Genomic DNA, 15,024 nt, shown 5'->3' with positions numbered 1-15,024 from the left:
CCATGAAACATAACCCGGTTATCTGGTTTGAGATCTACGTACAGGAGATGGAACGCGCCAAAAGGTTCTATGAGTCGGTCTTCCAGGTCAAGTTGGAGAAGTTGAATACCCCGGATCTGGATATGTGGGGTTTTCCGATGGACATGAATGGCCTGGGAGCGTCCGGCGCACTGGTAAAAATGGCCGGTGTACCCTCAGGCGGCGTCAGCACACTGATCTATTTCGCCTGTGAGGATTGCGCCGTCGAAGAGGCGCGCCTCATCGAAGCGGGCGGACGCATCAAACAGGCCAAGATGTCCATCGGCGAATATGGCTTTATTACCCTGGGCTATGACACAGAGGGCAATCTGATCGGTCTGCACTCCATGCAATAGCGCCACTGACAGAATGCATCAGGAGGAGATTCACATGCGATTCATGATGATTGTAAAAGCCACTCTAGATTCAGAAGCCGGCGTGATGCCCGAAGAGTCTTTGATCGGCACCATGGCCGCCTACCACGAAGAGCTGGTCAAGGCCGGCGTACTGCTTGACGCCTCCGGCCTGCAACCCAGCAGCAACGGTTGGCGGATTCACTACAACGGCGAAAAACGCCGGGTGATCGACGGTCCGTTCACCGAAACCAAGGAGTTGATCGCCGGCTACACGCTGATCCAGGTGTCGTCGCGGGAAGAGGCCGTCGAATGGGCAAGGCGATTTCCCAACCCGGCCGTGGACGGCGGCGAAGCGGAGATCGAAATCCGCCAACTGTTCGAGTTGGATGATTTCGCCCCCTCCGAGTCGGTGGAACGATTCCGCGAGATGGGCATCGGCGAACAGTAGTCAGGCGGTCACAGGAGCAACGCAGCATGCAGAAGATCGATATCGCATAACTCAGACACGTAAAGGAGCTACTCTAAACGTGAAGGAGGATACCCAAATGCAGATTGAACCCTATCTCTACTTTGAAGGCTGTGCGGAACAGGCCGCGCATTTTTATCAGACCGTGCTGGGCGCCGAGATTCTGGCCCTGCTGCGCTATTCGGATTCCCCCGACCCGACCATGTGCCCGGAAGGCGGGGCGGACAAGGTGATGCACATGAACCTGAAGATCGGCGACAGCATCATCATGGGCAGCGACGGGCGTTGCACCGGACAGTCGCAGTTCCAGGGCTTCGCCCTGACCCTCAATCTAAAAACGGTCGAGGACGCACAACGCCGATTCGACCGACTGGCCGAAGGGGGGGAGATACAGATGCCGATGGCGGAGACCTTTTTCTCACCCGCATTCGGCATGCTGACCGACCGGTTTGGCGTTCCCTGGATGGTCTTGGTGCAGCCTTAAGGCGTGTACGTGGACGGGACAGATGCACGACGTGCCATCGAGGCGGTCTGGCGTATCGAAGCCGCCAAGGTGATCGCCGTCGTGGCACGGCTGACACAGGACATCGGCCTGGCCGAAGAGTGCGCCCAGGATGCCCTGGTCGCGGCACTGGAACACTGGCCCGAGAAGGGGATCCCGGCCAAGCCGGCGGCCTGGCTGATCACCACGGCCAAAAACCGCGCCCTCGACCAGTTGCGGCGTACCCCGCTGCTGGAACGTAAGCACCGGCAACTGGCACAGGCATGGCACAGCCAGCGCGAAGCCGCGCACAACGATTTTCAGGAAGCCATCGACATGGCACTGGACGACGATATCGGCGATAACCTGTTGCGGCTGATTTTTACCGCCTGTCATCCGCTGCTCGCCGCGGAAGCACGGGTAGCCCTCACCCTGCGACTGCTCGGGGGATTGACCACCAATGAGATCGCCCGCGCCTTTCTGGCAGCGGAACCGACCGTCGCCCAACGCATCGTGCGGGCTAAGCGCAGCCTGAGCGCCGCCCAGGTCCCCTTCGAAGTGCCGCGTGCCGAAGAACTCGCCGGCCGGCTCAATTCGGTACTGGAGGTGATTTACCTGATCTTTAACGAAGGTTATGCGGCGACGGCCGGTGATAATTGGGTGCGCCCGGCACTCTGTGAAGAGGCGCTACGTCTCGGCCGTATTCTGGCCGGTCTGATGCCGCAAGAGGCGGAGGTACAGGGTTTGGTCGCCCTGATGGAGATCCAGGCGTCACGCATCCATGCCCGGATAGACCCGGAGGGGGAGCCGATCCTGCTGCCGGATCAGGACCGTACCCGCTGGGATCCGTTACTGATCCGGCGCGGGCTGGCGGCGCTGGATCGGGCCTTGTCCGCCGGTCCGGCGCTCGGCCCCTACAGTCTGCAGGCCGCCATAGCCGCCTGCCACGCCCAAGCCACCTCCGCGGAGGAGACAGACTGGGAAAAGATTGCCGCCCTCTACGATGCCCTGGCCCAATTGACTCCTTCACCGGTCATCGAATTGAATCGTGCGGTGGCCATCGCCATGGCATTCGGTCCCCTGGCCGGACTGGAGATCATCGAAAAATTGTCGGGTGATGCCGCCTTGAAAGATTATCATCTGCTACCCAGCGTCCGGGGCGATCTGCTGTTCCGCTTGGGACGCTGGCAAGAGGCGCGACAAGCCTTCCTCCACGCCGCTTCGCTCACCGCCAACAACCGGGAACGGCGCCTGCTACGGCGCCGTGCGGCCGAGTGCGACGCCGCGCCGGGCATCATGGATTCAGATTCAACCTAGGGGCAAGGGGCTGGATGGCCTGTTTGCCGTTTCCGCCGCCAAGCCGCTCTGGTGTTCCCTTGATCAAACCGTTATTCGGCTGTCGACTTATCCAGGCTGAGATCGTCATCCCAGTCGCGGGGATCTTCGGGGAAATCGTCCAGTGGTCCGAGGGGCCGTTCGTCACGCTCGAACAACTGGTCGCTCTGCATGTACATGGCCAGCAGACGGGCCACCGCCAACACCGATTTCTCGTGGGTACGCTCATGGCCGTGCGACGCATCCAGGGCGAAACAGATCAATCCGGTGCGGATATCGTTACCGGCCTCGACAGCCGAGGCCGAATCGCTGCGGTAAAAGCGGAACACGTCGCGGCTATGCTCGATTCCACAGGTTTGGCAGAGGGAGATCAAGCGCCGCGTCAGATACCAATCGAAGGGGCCACTGGAGTCCTGCATGGCGATGGTCACGCCGTATTCAGAGGTGTTCTGTCCCGGTGCGATAGTACCGTTATCCACCGCCAACAGTTCCGCCACATCACCGTGCAGGATATGGGATGCCCCGACCCCGGTCTCCTCCGAGATGGTGAACAGCAGATGACAATCCATCGGCAACCGCAACTTGGCTTCACTGATGGCCTTGGCCGCCGCCAACACCGCGGCCACACCCGCCTTGTCATCGAGAAAACGGGAGACCCAAAAGCCGTTATCGAGAAACTCCGGCTGTGGATCGATGGAGATCATGTCACCCGGATAGAGGCCCAGGTTCTCCAGATCACTTTTGTTGTGTACCAGTTCATCCAGACGCAGCTCCAGGTTTTGCCAGCTCGCCTCCTGGGTATCCACCTGTTTGCCGAACACATGGCCGGACGCCTTCAGCGGCAGTAGCGTCCCCCGATACTGCGTCCCCTTGTCGGTATACAGGGTCACCCGCGCCCCTTCCGCCGAACGGGCCGGCCAGGTGCCGACCGAAACCACTTCCAGCCGTCCATTGGACTTCAAATTTTTGACCATAGCGCCCAGGGTATCCAGATGGGCGGCAATGGCCCGGTCGGGTGAATGCACCTGTCCGTATAGATTGGCGCGGATCGCACCCCGCCGGGTCAGCTCATACTCCACCCCCATCGCTTCCAGCTTTTGACACACCAACTGCACCACACTGTCGGTCATACCGGTAGGGCTTGGCACCTGCAACAGTTCCAACAGGGTGTCGCGGAGATAGCTGCGGTCGATATTCAGTACCTTCATAACATCACCTGTGATGCGCCAGGGCGGTCTGCGGAAACAACATATCCAATAGCCGCTCCGCGGTGGGTTGGGGTTCGTGATTGGCCAGGCCGGGCCGCTCATTGGCCTCGATAATGGCGTACTCCGGACGCGCCAGATCCGGCACGATAAAGTCAAACCCGACCAACGGCATATCCAGCACCTGGGCGCCGCAGACGGCGGCCTTGACCAGTTCCGGATGCAAACGATCGGTGACATCCTGCATGGTGCCGCCGGTGTGCAGATTGGCGGTCTTGCGCACCCTCAAGTGGTGCCCCTTTGGCAACACCTGTTTTAGGGTGAACCCGGCGTCGCAGACGCAGCGCTGGGTCTCATCGTCCAGCGGAATCACGCTCTCACCCTGGGTAGCAGCGGCCCGGCGCCGACTCTGCTTGCGAATCAAATCATTGATGCTGTGCACACCGTCACCCACCACCGAAGCGGGATGACGCACGGCGGCGGCCACCACTTCGTCATGGATCACAATGATCCGCACATCATCGCCGGAGACAAAACGTTCGCCCACTACCCGCTCACAATAACCCGAAGCCAATGCATAGGCCGCCTTTACCTCTTCGGCGTCACTTAGATCGACACAGACCCCGACCCCCTGCTCACCGCGTGCCGGTTTGATGACGATACGTTGGTGACGCTGCAGAAACGCCAGCGCCTCGGCCTCATCCTGCAGCAACTGCTGCTCTGGCACGTGCAGGCCGGCCCGGGATAGATAGCGACGGGTAACCGCCTTGTCGTCGCAACGGCTCATGGCCACGGCACTGGTGAGATCGGTCAGTGACTCGCGACAACTGACCGTACGACCGCCAAGGCTCAGATCAAAAAAACCGCCCGCGGCATCAACAATATCCACCACAATGCCGCGCCGATACGCCTCATCGACAATGATCTGGGCATAAACATTCAGCTTCTCAGCGTTTTTCGGACCGATATAAAGCTGCTCGTTGATGGCGTTCTTGGTCTTGATGCAATAAACCGGCACCTGGAAAAAACCAAGCTTTTCATACAGCTGGATCGCCTGCTCATTGTTGTGCATGACCGACAAATCCATAAAGGATCGGCCGGCCGATTTGAAGGCATTGGCCAGGGCGATCACCAACGCTTCACCGACACCGGCATGCACACACTGGGGATCGACTGCCAGGGCCCAAAGGCTGGAACCGTTATCCGGGTCTTCAAAGGTCAAATAGTGGTCCACACCGGTGACACAACCGATCACGGCACCGCCCCTTTTTTCCACTGCCAGCAGGATCTGCAACTCCGGATGCTGTTGCTGGTAATCGAAGAAACCGTCACGCATCGGCACCATGGAGCGTGACTTATAGATCCGGTTGACCTGTTCCACATCCGTGGTGTCGGCAATCGGCCGGATCTCCACTCCGTGGCTTGGCACCTCATCCAAATTGGCCCGCTCCAGATTCAACCGGTAAGTGAGAGAAGGATCGATAAACAGCTCCTGGGGAGCCCGGGATACCACCACCTGGGGATCGCGACTGTAGAGCGCCACGTCGCGCCGGCCCAGACTTTCATCACGTAACTGGTCGGCCAACTTTAGGCTGGAGCGGAAGGTCTGGCCGAAGATGAGACGGCCCCATCCGCAATCCACTACCGCCTGTTTGTCCAGCTCATCGGCGATCGAGCTCGGTGGGGCGCCCCAGTGCTTGAGCGATCCCATCTGCTCAATATTCAAATTACCGTTGATTCCATTTTCTGGCTTGCTCATGGATCCGTGCTCTAGAGAAGATGGCTCTGCAACCAGAGTTCCAACAAGGCAACCTGCCACAGCTTGGATCCCCGTAGCGGGGTAATGTGCGCTTTCGGATCATCCAGCAGACTCGTCAATTGATCGTAATTGAACAGGCCGCGATTGATGGCACGGCTGTCGTTCAACGCATCCCGCACGAAGTCCAGGTAGGGACCCTCAATATACTTCAGCGCCGGTACCGGAAAATAACCCTTGGGTCGGTCGATTACCTGGTGCGGAATCACCTGGCGCGCCGCCTCTTTCAACACCCATTTGCCCTCACCACGCACCTTCAGCTCAGCCGGCACCCGGGCCGCCAGTTCCACCAGTTCATGATCGAGGAACGGTACCCGCGCCTCCAAACCCCAGGCCATGGTCATGTTGTCGACCCGTTTTACCGGATCATCCACCAGCATCACCGTGGTATCGAGCTGCAACGCCTTGTCCACCGCCAGCCCCCCGTTCTCATCGGCAAACTGCTGTTCGATGAAAGTACGGGCAAAGTCAGACTGCACATATTCGGACTGCACCAGGCGACTGTATTCGGCAAAGTCGCGATCCATGAACAGACGGGCATAATCGGCCGCACCCGCACCTTTTTCCAGTAACGGCGGGTACCAGTGGTAACCGCCAAATATCTCGTCGGCACCCTGCCCCGACTGCACCACCTTGAGGTGTTTCGACACTTCATGGGAGAGCAGATAGAAGCCGATGTTGTCGTAACTGACCATCGGCTCCGACATGGCGCTGAAGGTCTCAGGCAGGGTCTCCAGCAAGCGGCTGGAGGGGACCATGATTTTGTGGTGGTCGGTCTGGAAGTGTTCGGCGATCAGGTCGGAGTACTGGAACTCATCACCGTTCTCACCGCCGGCCGCCTCAAAGCCCACCGAGAATGTGCTCAGGCCGGTCTGGCCCTGTTCCGCCAGCAGCCCGACAATCAGACTGGAATCCACACCGCCGGAGAGCAGCACCCCTACCGGCACATCCGCCACCATACGACGGCGCACCGCGCGACGTAGCGATTCCAGGACCCGCGACTGCCACTCTTCAGCCGTCACCGATTGGTCCGCTTCACGACTACCCACCTGCAGGCGCCAGTAGGTCTCGCTATGATGCGAACCATCCTGTTCATAAACATGGATCGTGGCCGGCGGCAGCTTACGCACCCCTTTTAGCAGGGTGAAGGGGGCCGGTACCACGGCATGGAAACTGAGGTAGTAGTTGAGGGCCACCGGGTCGATAGCGGTATCGATATCGCCGGCCTGCAACAGTGCCGGCAAGGTGGAGGCGAAGGCAATGCGTCCATTCGTCGCGGCGATATAACAGGGCTTGATGCCGAGACGGTCCCGGGCCAGCACCAAGCGTCCGGAATCCCGCTCATGGATGGCGAAGGCAAACATGCCGTTGAAGCGCTTGACACACTCCCGTCCCCAGGCGTGATAAGCCTTGAGTACTACCTCCGTATCCCCCTGGGAGAAAAAGCGGTACCCCTGGCCCTGCAACTCTTCGCGTAACTCACGGTAGTTGTAGATACAGCCGTTGAACACCAGATCCAGCCCCAACTCGGCATCCACCATGGGTTGCTGGGCGTGCTCGGACAGATCGATCACCTTCAGGCGACGGTGTCCCAGTGCCAACCCATTGCGAGTCAGGATCCCTTCTCCGTCCGGACCCCGCGGGGTCAATCTGCGGGTCATTCTCTCCACCCGCGCCACATTTGATTCACGCATTCCGGGCGCATAGATCCCGGCAAAACCACACATATAACCTGCTCCTGTCATCCGATACGGCCACCTCGGCAGGCGGCCAGGTCCGGCACATCCTGCCCTGGACCCTTCTCACGGTTATTCTAATCGACTATTATTACACTTCTAATGTTTAGAGTTCAAATTATTTGGCGGAAATTGGTTGAACGATGAAAACTGGCTATAATCCTCCACCCTGCAAATTCAACCTGACTCCACTCATGGCCGAAAATCAGTACTGGCACGACGTACTCGTCTCCCTGCGCCGCATCATTCGCGCAACGGACCTGCAATCCAAACGCATGGTGAAAAACTGCGGCTTGACCATTCCCCAGGTAATGGTATTGCGAGCCATCAATACCCTGGGCGATGTTACGGTTAAGCGGATTTCCGACGATGTCTCCCTCAGTCAGGCGACCGTTACCACGATCCTCAACCGCCTTGAGGACAAAAAGCTGGCCGAGCGGGTACGCAGCAATGTGGATAAACGGGTGGTCAATGCGCGCCTGACAGAGGCTGGGAGCGCTATACTGCTCTCCACGCCACCGCTGCTGCATGAAAAATTCATCGAACGCTTTGAAGCGTTGGAGGATTGGGAAAAGACCCAAATTCTCTCCGCCCTGCAGCATGTCGCCACCATGATGGATGCCGAAACCATCGATGCCGCCCCACTGCTGGATATCGCCTCACCCAACCCCTGACCCATCCCTTGGGCGATGGGCCGCCAGCATGGCTGGCAACTTGTTTCGACCAATTATTGGTGCGCTGACGGTTTTTAACTTCTTACTCTCCTAAGCAAAACCGCCGAACGTCATGCTTCCCCTATAACATGTTGCGCTTCCTACGGCTTAGCACGACAGCCCGCATCCGGGTGCCCCCATGGCGCGAACGACCGAATCAGTAGCAGACAGAGACCCCGTCAGGGCCTATACTTTTTGCAATAAAACAGTACGGAGCGCTTGCCTTGCACGGCTTAAACCTTTATCCGCAAGCCCTGAAGGCGCATCAGCAATACCAGGGGGAACCGATTTGACCGATCGGCAGGATGAAGTAAAAATCAATATCTCCACCTATCAATGGTCGGTGCGCCTCTTTTCCACCCTCAAGCGTCTGTTAAGCGTCAATATCAAGATGCATCACGACCGGGGGCAGGTGGCCGAGGGCGAGATATTTCTGTTCAATCATTTCGCCCGCTTTGAGACGTTCATTCCGCAATATCTGATCTATCAGGAGACCGGGGCCTATTGTCGCGCCATTGCGTCCGGAGAGTTCTTTACCGGCGATGATGCCGTGTCCAACTATCTGCTGAATGTCGGTGCAGTTCCCCATAACCATCCGCGGCTGATCCCCTATCTGGCAGAAGAGATCCTGCGCGGCTACAAAGTGATCATCTTTCCTGAAGGCGGCATGGTGAAGGATCGCCGCTCCCAGGATAAGCGCGGTGGTTACAGCATCTACTCACGTACCGCCCTGGAGCGACGCAAACACCACACCGGCGCTGCCGTACTGTCATTGGCGGTGGATATCCTCAAGCAGTCGATTCAGCTCGCCTTCGAACAGGACAACCAACCCCTGATCCAACACTGGGTGCAGAAACTGGAGATGGAGACAGCAGATGCACTGCAGCAGGCGGCAGCGCGTCCCTCCACCATCGTACCGGCAAACATCACCTTCTACCCGATGCGCGTCAGCGACAATCTGCTGCACAGCGGCTTTGAGCTGATCAATCGCGGCATCAGCCGTCGCTTATCGGAAGAGTTGCTAATCGAGGGCAACATCCTGCTGAAAAACACCGATATGGATATCCACCTGGGGGATATCCTTTACAGCCGGGATTACTGGAGTTGGTGGGTCAGGCCGATCGTCAAACAGTTGGCCCCGGACATGCAATCACTGGATGAGTTGCTGAACCGGGATACCTCACAGCAGAGCCTGAAATATCGCCTGCTCACCAGCCGCCTTCGCCAGAACGCCCTACGCCTGCGCAACGACTATATGAAGGCGATCTATAACGAGGTGACCATCAACCTGAGTCACTTGGCTGCGCTCATCATTTATCAACTGCTTGAGCGAGGGCAACAGGCGATCAATGTAGACCTGTTTCACCGCATGCTCTACCTGGCGGTCAAAGCGGTACAGCAGTTACCAAAGGTCAATCTGCAACGCAGCCTCATGGATCCCGACAATTATGGGGAACTGATGACGGGCCGCTGTGCCGGCCTCGATCAGTTCTTCCTGACGGCGGCACAACTGGAGTTGATTGAGCACGAAGGCGACCACTATCTGTTTATGCCCAAGCTGTGTGAGGAGCATGAGTTTGACTCGATCCGCCTGGAGAACATGATCGAGGTTTACGCCAATGAAGCGCGCCCGATCTCCAGCATTAACGAGTTGATCGGCCACGTCATTAAACACGCACAAACTACCACACCGGTGGAACTCGCCGCCCACCTGTTTGATGACGAGCGGATCGGATACCGCTGGGACAAGCAACGCTTTTCCAAACCCCGTCACCAAGAGTTGAACAGCAAAGAGACGGCCACCCAAAGCGGAGAACCGTTCCTGATCCTACCGGAGAACCGGAACCGCCTGGGCATTGTGTTGGTACACGGTTTTCTTGCCTCACCGGCGGAGGTCAAGCTGTTTGCGGATAAATTGAGTCATCTGGGGTTTGCCGTCATCGGTCCGCGTCTCAAGGGTCACGCCACGTCACCCTGGGATCTGCGTGAGCGCAGTTGGAAAGATTGGTTGGCATCGGTACAGCGGGCCTGCCATATCATGCAACACTATTGCGAAGACATCTGCCTGGTCGGTTTCTCCACCGGGGGCGCCCTGTCGCTGTTACAGGCGGCGGAGCAACCGGATGGGCTGGCCGGTGTGGTGGCTATCTCCACACCGGTAAAATTCCGCAATAAAAATATGATCTTCGTACCGCTGGTACATCACGCCAACAAACTGGTGAGCTGGCTGCGGGCCTACGAAGGGATTATGCCGTTCCGCCCCAACGACACGGAGCACCCTGATATCAACTACAGCACCATGCCGGTACACTCCCTGTTCGAACTGCGCCTGATGGTCAACCAACTGGTGAAACGTCTGCCGGATGTGCACTGTCCCGCGCTGATTGTGCAGGGCGATGAAGATCCGGTGGTGGTACCGGACAGCGCCAATCGGGTTTATGACAAGATCAGCAGCCGCACCAAACATCTGGAGTTTGTCCACTCGCAGCGCCACGGTATCCTGTACGAAAACATCGACAACACCCAGGGGATTATCATTCAGTATCTGAAAGCCTTGGAAGAGCAGTTGACCAGTTCCACAATCCCACCGGCGGCGCTGCCGGCAATTGAGCCGACGTTGCCGATCTGATGTAATGGCGGTTTCTTGTTGGGAAACCCTGACTTAATCAAAGGTTCCTTCGATCGTTTAATCTTTAGATTTTAACCATTCAGTAATCGGTAACGACAGAGACGAACAGCCAGAATGCGATAAAGAGGACAATCCGTTGCCATCAGGTTTGATGGACGGCGCCAAGCCCCACGCCTCCTTCCGCGTCGAATGCGTCAGTGTTGTTAACAACTGAATATTGATACCTTAATGAAAACCATGGAATCAGAAATGCTTAAAGTCGGTGTTTTTGTCGATGCGGAAAACGTCAAGTTCAACGGCGGCTACCAGTTACGGTACGACATTCTGCGCCGTTTCGCCGCACGCGATGGCGGCACCTTGCTGCGCCTGAACACCTACCTCGCCTTCGATCAGGAACGTGCACGGGACGACAGCGACTACGCGAAAAAATCCAATATCTATCAGCAGATGGTGCGGGACTACGGCTGGAAAATCATCGTCAAGCATGTCAAACGCTACACCGACGAAGAGGGCAACGTCACCACCAAGGCCAATGCCGATCTGGATCTGGCCGTGGATGCCATGCTGCAGGTGGAGAACCTGGACCTGATTCTACTGGTTACCGGCGACGGGGATTTCCTCCAGGTGGTCACCGCCCTGCAGAACCGCGGCTGCCGGGTGGAATTGCTCGGCTTCAAAAACGTCTCCAAACAGTTACAACGACAGGCTGACGCCTTCTATCGCGGCTACCTGATCCCGGACTTGTTGCCGTTTTCCTATGAACCGCGCAACGAGTGGGGCAAACCCGGCTCCTGTGTACGCGGCGTCTGTACCAAGTGGTTCCCGGACAAGGGTTACGGCTTTCTTCGCTTCATCCGCAATATCTCCCCCAACCTTTGGATTACCGACCCGCGCGATCCGGAATCGCCCTACGAGAGCGTCTTCTGTCACATCAATGAACTGGCAGAAGAGGTGACACCAGACTTGCTGATGATCCGGGAAACCATTGTGGAGTTCTACCTGAAAGAGAGCGATGTGGATGATGGGCTGATCGCCACCAATGTACGGCTGGTTTATACGCCGACCTGACAGCATCTATTCATGCAGCGTGGTGCGGTAACGCCGCTGCGCGCCCGGCAACCGTTCGATCACCCCGGAGCGTAAACGGAACGTCCCGCTACGCAGATCTTCGAAATAGTACTTGAGTGTTTCGGACATCACCTGAAAAGCCAGTTCATCCCAGGGGATCTCGGCCTCTTCAAACAGTCTCACCTCCAGGCTCTCGTCACCGGGTGAAAAGTCGAGGTCCAGCAACGGACCGCGAAACAGCATATAGATCTGGTCGATGTGGGGCAGGCTAAACAGGCTATAGAGCGGCCCGACGGCGACCCGGGCATTGGCCTCCTCCAGGGTTTCGCGCAACGCCCCCTGCTGGGTCGACTCGCCATTCTCCAGAAAACCAGCCGGCAGGGTCCAGTAGCCAAGGCGTGGTTCAATAGCCCGTCGGCAAAGCAACACCTTGCCCTCCCATTCAGGAATACAGCCGGTCACTACGTTGGGATTCTGATAATGGATGACGCCGCATTGGGTACAGACATGGCGCTCCCGACTGTCGCCTTCAGGTATCCTGATTTCGATAGTGCTACCGCACTGACTGCAAAAATTCATGCTCTATCCGTTATCACAAAAGGGTCATGGTCAAACCGTAACACGTCGCCCCGACAATACAATGAGCGACCGGCAGCTGACAAACAGCTGCCATGTCACCGAAAACCGGTGTACGCTTAAACAGGCGTGCAGATTCGTTCGCAGTTGCCGTTCCTACCCGCGTAGGAACTCAGTAAAATCAACAAGCTCTATACTGCTTAACGAATGAATCAGGCCCGTCTTATAGTTTAACCTGTTTTCTCTGTTCAACCGGATTGACCGACCTAACAGATATGAAAATCATCATTATCAGACACGCCATCGCTGAAGACCGAACCGCATTCGCCAAAACCTGTTCGGACGACAATCTTCGCCCTTTGACGGAAAAGGGTATCAAACGGGTCGAGCAGTCCCGTCAGGGGCTGAAGCGGGTGGAACCCCTTGCGGACTATATCTTCAGTAGCACCCTGCAGCGATCGATCCAGACCGCCGACCTGATCGGCGAACTCTATCCGGCGGCTACCCGACGGGCCATTCCGCAACTCGATCCGGGATCGGACCCCGCCAAGCTGACCCGCCTGCTTGCCGAACTGCCGCCCCAGAGCACGGTGCTATTGATCGGCCATGAACCGGACCTGTCCGAGCTGATCTCCTGGTATACCAACGGCTCCCATTTCAACTTCCTGCAGCTCAAACGGGGTGCCGCCTGCCTGCTGCAATTCAAGGAGAGTCCCAAACCGGCATCGGCCGAAATGATCTGGCTGCTGCCCCCCAGACAGTTACGCAGCCTGGGACAGAAAAAATGACCCCGGTTCACTCTGGGACAGACAGACCACCGCGGTGGTAGTGTGACCGTGACGGACAGGTCCCCGGACCCACCCCACCACCGCCGAAACGGCAGTTTCAATCGGCCGGCCCCGGTGGTAGCATGCCGGTCCCGTTTGTCATAAAGCGCCCGTCTTATGCTGCGTTACATCACCAACATCGCCAATCTCTCGGATACCGTTGCGGCGGTGGATTTGGGCTCCAACAGTTTCCACATGATTGTTGTAAAGGTGGACAACGGCAATTTCCAGGTTGTCGACCGGCTGAGGGAGATGGTCCGCCTGGGTGCCGGACTTCAGGAAAACAAGGCGTTAACCCCGGAAACCGAGGTTCGTGCCCTCGACTGCCTGAAACGGTTCGGCCAGCGCCTTAAATCCCTGCCTCCCGGCGCCGTGCGCGCCGTCGGCACCAGCGCCCTGCGCCAGGTACGCAACTCCACCCGCTTTCTGGCCGAGGCCGAGGCGGTGCTGGGCCACCCGATCGAGATCATCGCCGGCCGCGAAGAGGCGCGTCTGGTCTACCTGGGTGTCGCCCACGGCCTGGCCGCCGGCAACGAGCGCAGACTGGTTATCGATATCGGTGGCGGCAGTACCGAACTGATCGTCGGCGACGGCTTTAAGCCGCGCCGTACCGAAAGTATCCATATGGGCTGTGTCAACATGACTCGCTGGCACTTCAGCGATGGCCGGATCACCGCCGAGGCGATGCGCGCCGCCGAATTGAACGGTGCCCTGGAGATGCTGCCGGTGAAGAACGAATACCGTAGCGCCGGCTGGGAAGTGGCGGTCGGCGCCTCCGGCACCATCCGTGCCATCCACAAAGTGGTACAAGCCGCCGGCTGGACCGAAGAGCAGGAGGGGATCACCTACCCGTCGCTGAAAAAACTGCGCGACGTCCTGATCGACACCGGCCATGTGGACAACATCCAACTGGAAGGCCTGAGCAGCGAACGCAAAGCGGTATTCGCCGGCGGCGTGGCGGTGCTACGTGCCGTATTCAAGGCATTGAATATTGGTCAGCTCAGGGTATCCGACAAGGCGTTGCGGGAAGGCCTGATCTACGAAATGCTCGGTCGTACCCAGTACGAGGATGTGCGGGAAAGTACCGTTCGCGCCCTGTGCCGCCGTTATGATGTCGACATGGAACACGCCAGTCGGGTCGAATCCACCGCCCGCGACCTGTTCTCCCAGGCGGCTGATGACTGGCAGCTGCGTGACGGCGAGTATATCGACATGCTCTGCTGGGCCACCCGCCTGCACGAGATCGGCCTGACCGTTTCCCACAGCCAATTCCACAAGCACGGTGCCTACCTGATCGCCAACTCCGATATGCAGGGTTTTTCCCGCCAGGAACAACGGGTGCTGTCGGCACTGATTCGCGGCCATCGACGCAAATTTCCCTTCGATGTATTCAGCGATCTACCGCAGGATATCTCCCTGCCCACCATGCGTCTCTGCATCCTGCTGCGCCTATCGGTACTGTTGCACCGGGCACGCTCCGCCACCACCCTGGTGAAGGTCGCCATCCAGGCCGCCGATAACCGTCTGAAGCTCACCTTCCCGGAACACTGGCTCACCACCCACACCCTGCCGCACGCGGAGCTGGAGCAAGAGGCCAAGCAACTGGCGGGGCGCGGCTTCGAACTGCAATTCAGCTGATCACCGGCACGCACACACCCGCAAATTAGGCCCGGGGCGGGCCTCCTACAGGGATCGTGCAGCGTTAAACCGAACCCCGGAAAGAAAAATTTGAAATCCCGCCGGGGAGCACGCACACTGGAATCCATCGCCGGTCGCCACCGGACAGAACAAGGATAAA

13 protein-coding genes are annotated in these 15,024 nt (G+C 58.1%); 9 read left to right on the top strand and 4 right to left on the bottom strand.

What is annotated here, in order from left to right; genetic code table 11:
• The first annotated feature begins 2 nt into the window (after window positions 1-2).
• The 4 genes from ACQY5R_RS08180 to ACQY5R_RS08165 all read left to right on the top strand — a co-directional run bounded on the left by ACQY5R_RS08180 (window position 3) and on the right by ACQY5R_RS08165 (window position 2,638).
• Window positions 3-374, top strand: coding sequence for a VOC family protein (locus tag ACQY5R_RS08180; protein ID WP_428606806.1), 372 nt, complete (start codon window positions 3-5; stop codon window positions 372-374).
• Window positions 375-417: 43 nt separating this feature from the next.
• Complete coding sequence (locus ACQY5R_RS08175; RefSeq protein ID WP_428606803.1) at window positions 418-822, top strand: YciI family protein; 405 nt, start codon at window positions 418-420, stop codon at window positions 820-822.
• A gap of 97 nt (window positions 823-919) precedes the next feature.
• On the top strand, window positions 920-1,324 hold the full coding sequence (locus tag ACQY5R_RS08170; RefSeq protein WP_428606801.1) for a VOC family protein: 405 nt from the start codon (window positions 920-922) through the stop codon (window positions 1,322-1,324).
• Window positions 1,325-1,333: 9 nt separating this feature from the next.
• Window positions 1,334-2,638: an RNA polymerase sigma factor gene (locus ACQY5R_RS08165; RefSeq protein WP_428606799.1), complete on the top strand. Its 1,305-nt coding sequence runs from the start codon at window positions 1,334-1,336 to the stop codon at window positions 2,636-2,638.
• Window positions 2,639-2,709: 71 nt separating this feature from the next.
• Here ACQY5R_RS08165 and ACQY5R_RS08160 read toward each other — a convergent pair whose 3' ends face one another.
• The 3 genes from ACQY5R_RS08160 to ACQY5R_RS08150 are packed head-to-tail and all read right to left on the bottom strand — an operon-like array spanning window position 2,710 to window position 7,404.
• Entirely contained in the window at window positions 2,710-3,864 is a 1,155-nt protein-coding gene (locus ACQY5R_RS08160) for an osmoprotectant NAGGN system M42 family peptidase (protein WP_428606797.1), read from the bottom strand.
• Between the two features lie 4 nt (window positions 3,865-3,868).
• Window positions 3,869-5,620 (bottom strand): N-acetylglutaminylglutamine synthetase, encoded by a 1,752-nt coding sequence (gene ngg, locus ACQY5R_RS08155; RefSeq protein WP_428606795.1) that lies wholly within the window; start codon window positions 5,618-5,620, stop codon window positions 3,869-3,871.
• 11 nt (window positions 5,621-5,631) lie between these two features.
• A complete protein-coding gene (locus tag ACQY5R_RS08150) occupies window positions 5,632-7,404 on the bottom strand; it encodes an N-acetylglutaminylglutamine amidotransferase (protein ID WP_428606978.1) in 1,773 nt (590 codons plus the stop codon).
• 152 nt (window positions 7,405-7,556) lie between these two features.
• Between ACQY5R_RS08150 and ACQY5R_RS08145 the strand changes: the two genes are divergently transcribed.
• The 3 genes from ACQY5R_RS08145 (at window position 7,557) to ACQY5R_RS08135 (ending at window position 11,823) form a co-directional block, all read left to right on the top strand.
• Window positions 7,557-8,087 (top strand): MarR family winged helix-turn-helix transcriptional regulator, encoded by a 531-nt coding sequence (locus ACQY5R_RS08145; RefSeq protein ID WP_428606793.1) that lies wholly within the window; start codon window positions 7,557-7,559, stop codon window positions 8,085-8,087.
• 328 nt (window positions 8,088-8,415) lie between these two features.
• Complete coding sequence (locus ACQY5R_RS08140) at window positions 8,416-10,755, top strand: alpha/beta hydrolase (protein WP_428606790.1); 2,340 nt, start codon at window positions 8,416-8,418, stop codon at window positions 10,753-10,755.
• Between the two features lie 249 nt (window positions 10,756-11,004).
• Complete coding sequence (locus tag ACQY5R_RS08135) at window positions 11,005-11,823, top strand: NYN domain-containing protein (protein WP_428606787.1); 819 nt, start codon at window positions 11,005-11,007, stop codon at window positions 11,821-11,823.
• A gap of 6 nt (window positions 11,824-11,829) precedes the next feature.
• On the opposite strand, the gene ACQY5R_RS08130 is transcribed toward ACQY5R_RS08135, so the two are convergent.
• On the bottom strand, window positions 11,830-12,402 hold the full coding sequence (locus tag ACQY5R_RS08130; RefSeq protein WP_428606784.1) for an NUDIX hydrolase: 573 nt from the start codon (window positions 12,400-12,402) through the stop codon (window positions 11,830-11,832).
• 272 nt (window positions 12,403-12,674) lie between these two features.
• On the opposite strand from ACQY5R_RS08130, the gene ACQY5R_RS08125 reads away from it, so the two are divergent.
• Complete coding sequence (locus ACQY5R_RS08125; protein ID WP_428606780.1) at window positions 12,675-13,187, top strand: SixA phosphatase family protein; 513 nt, start codon at window positions 12,675-12,677, stop codon at window positions 13,185-13,187.
• 156 nt (window positions 13,188-13,343) lie between these two features.
• Complete coding sequence (gene ppx / locus ACQY5R_RS08120; RefSeq protein WP_428606778.1) at window positions 13,344-14,864, top strand: exopolyphosphatase; 1,521 nt, start codon at window positions 13,344-13,346, stop codon at window positions 14,862-14,864.
• The last annotated feature ends 160 nt before the right edge of the window (window positions 14,865-15,024 follow it).

Source organism: Sedimenticola sp., assembly GCF_050289425.1.
GTDB lineage: Bacteria > Pseudomonadota > Gammaproteobacteria > Chromatiales > Chromatiaceae > Sedimenticola.
This window is presented reverse-complemented; position numbering and strand designations above follow the sequence as displayed.

Bases quoted from the DNA above. Each gene is read 5' to 3' on its own strand.
- ngg (WP_428606795.1), bottom strand. From the start codon at position 5,620: ATGAGCAAGCCAGAAAATGGAATCAACGGTAATTTGAATATTGAGCAG.
- ACQY5R_RS08135 (WP_428606787.1), top strand. From the start codon at position 11,005: ATGCTTAAAGTCGGTGTTTTTGTCGATGCGGAAAACGTCAAGTTCAAC.
- ACQY5R_RS08130 (WP_428606784.1), bottom strand. From the start codon at position 12,402: ATGAATTTTTGCAGTCAGTGCGGTAGCACTATCGAAATCAGGATACCT.
- ACQY5R_RS08125 (WP_428606780.1), top strand. From the start codon at position 12,675: ATGAAAATCATCATTATCAGACACGCCATCGCTGAAGACCGAACCGCA.
- ACQY5R_RS08160 (WP_428606797.1), bottom strand. From the start codon at position 3,864: ATGAAGGTACTGAATATCGACCGCAGCTATCTCCGCGACACCCTGTTG.
- ACQY5R_RS08180 (WP_428606806.1), top strand. From the start codon at position 3: ATGAAACATAACCCGGTTATCTGGTTTGAGATCTACGTACAGGAGATG.
- ppx (WP_428606778.1), top strand. From the start codon at position 13,344: ATGCTGCGTTACATCACCAACATCGCCAATCTCTCGGATACCGTTGCG.
- ACQY5R_RS08170 (WP_428606801.1), top strand. From the start codon at position 920: ATGCAGATTGAACCCTATCTCTACTTTGAAGGCTGTGCGGAACAGGCC.
- ACQY5R_RS08175 (WP_428606803.1), top strand. From the start codon at position 418: ATGATGATTGTAAAAGCCACTCTAGATTCAGAAGCCGGCGTGATGCCC.
- ACQY5R_RS08145 (WP_428606793.1), top strand. From the start codon at position 7,557: ATGAAAACTGGCTATAATCCTCCACCCTGCAAATTCAACCTGACTCCA.
- ACQY5R_RS08150 (WP_428606978.1), bottom strand. From the start codon at position 7,404: ATGTGTGGTTTTGCCGGGATCTATGCGCCCGGAATGCGTGAATCAAAT.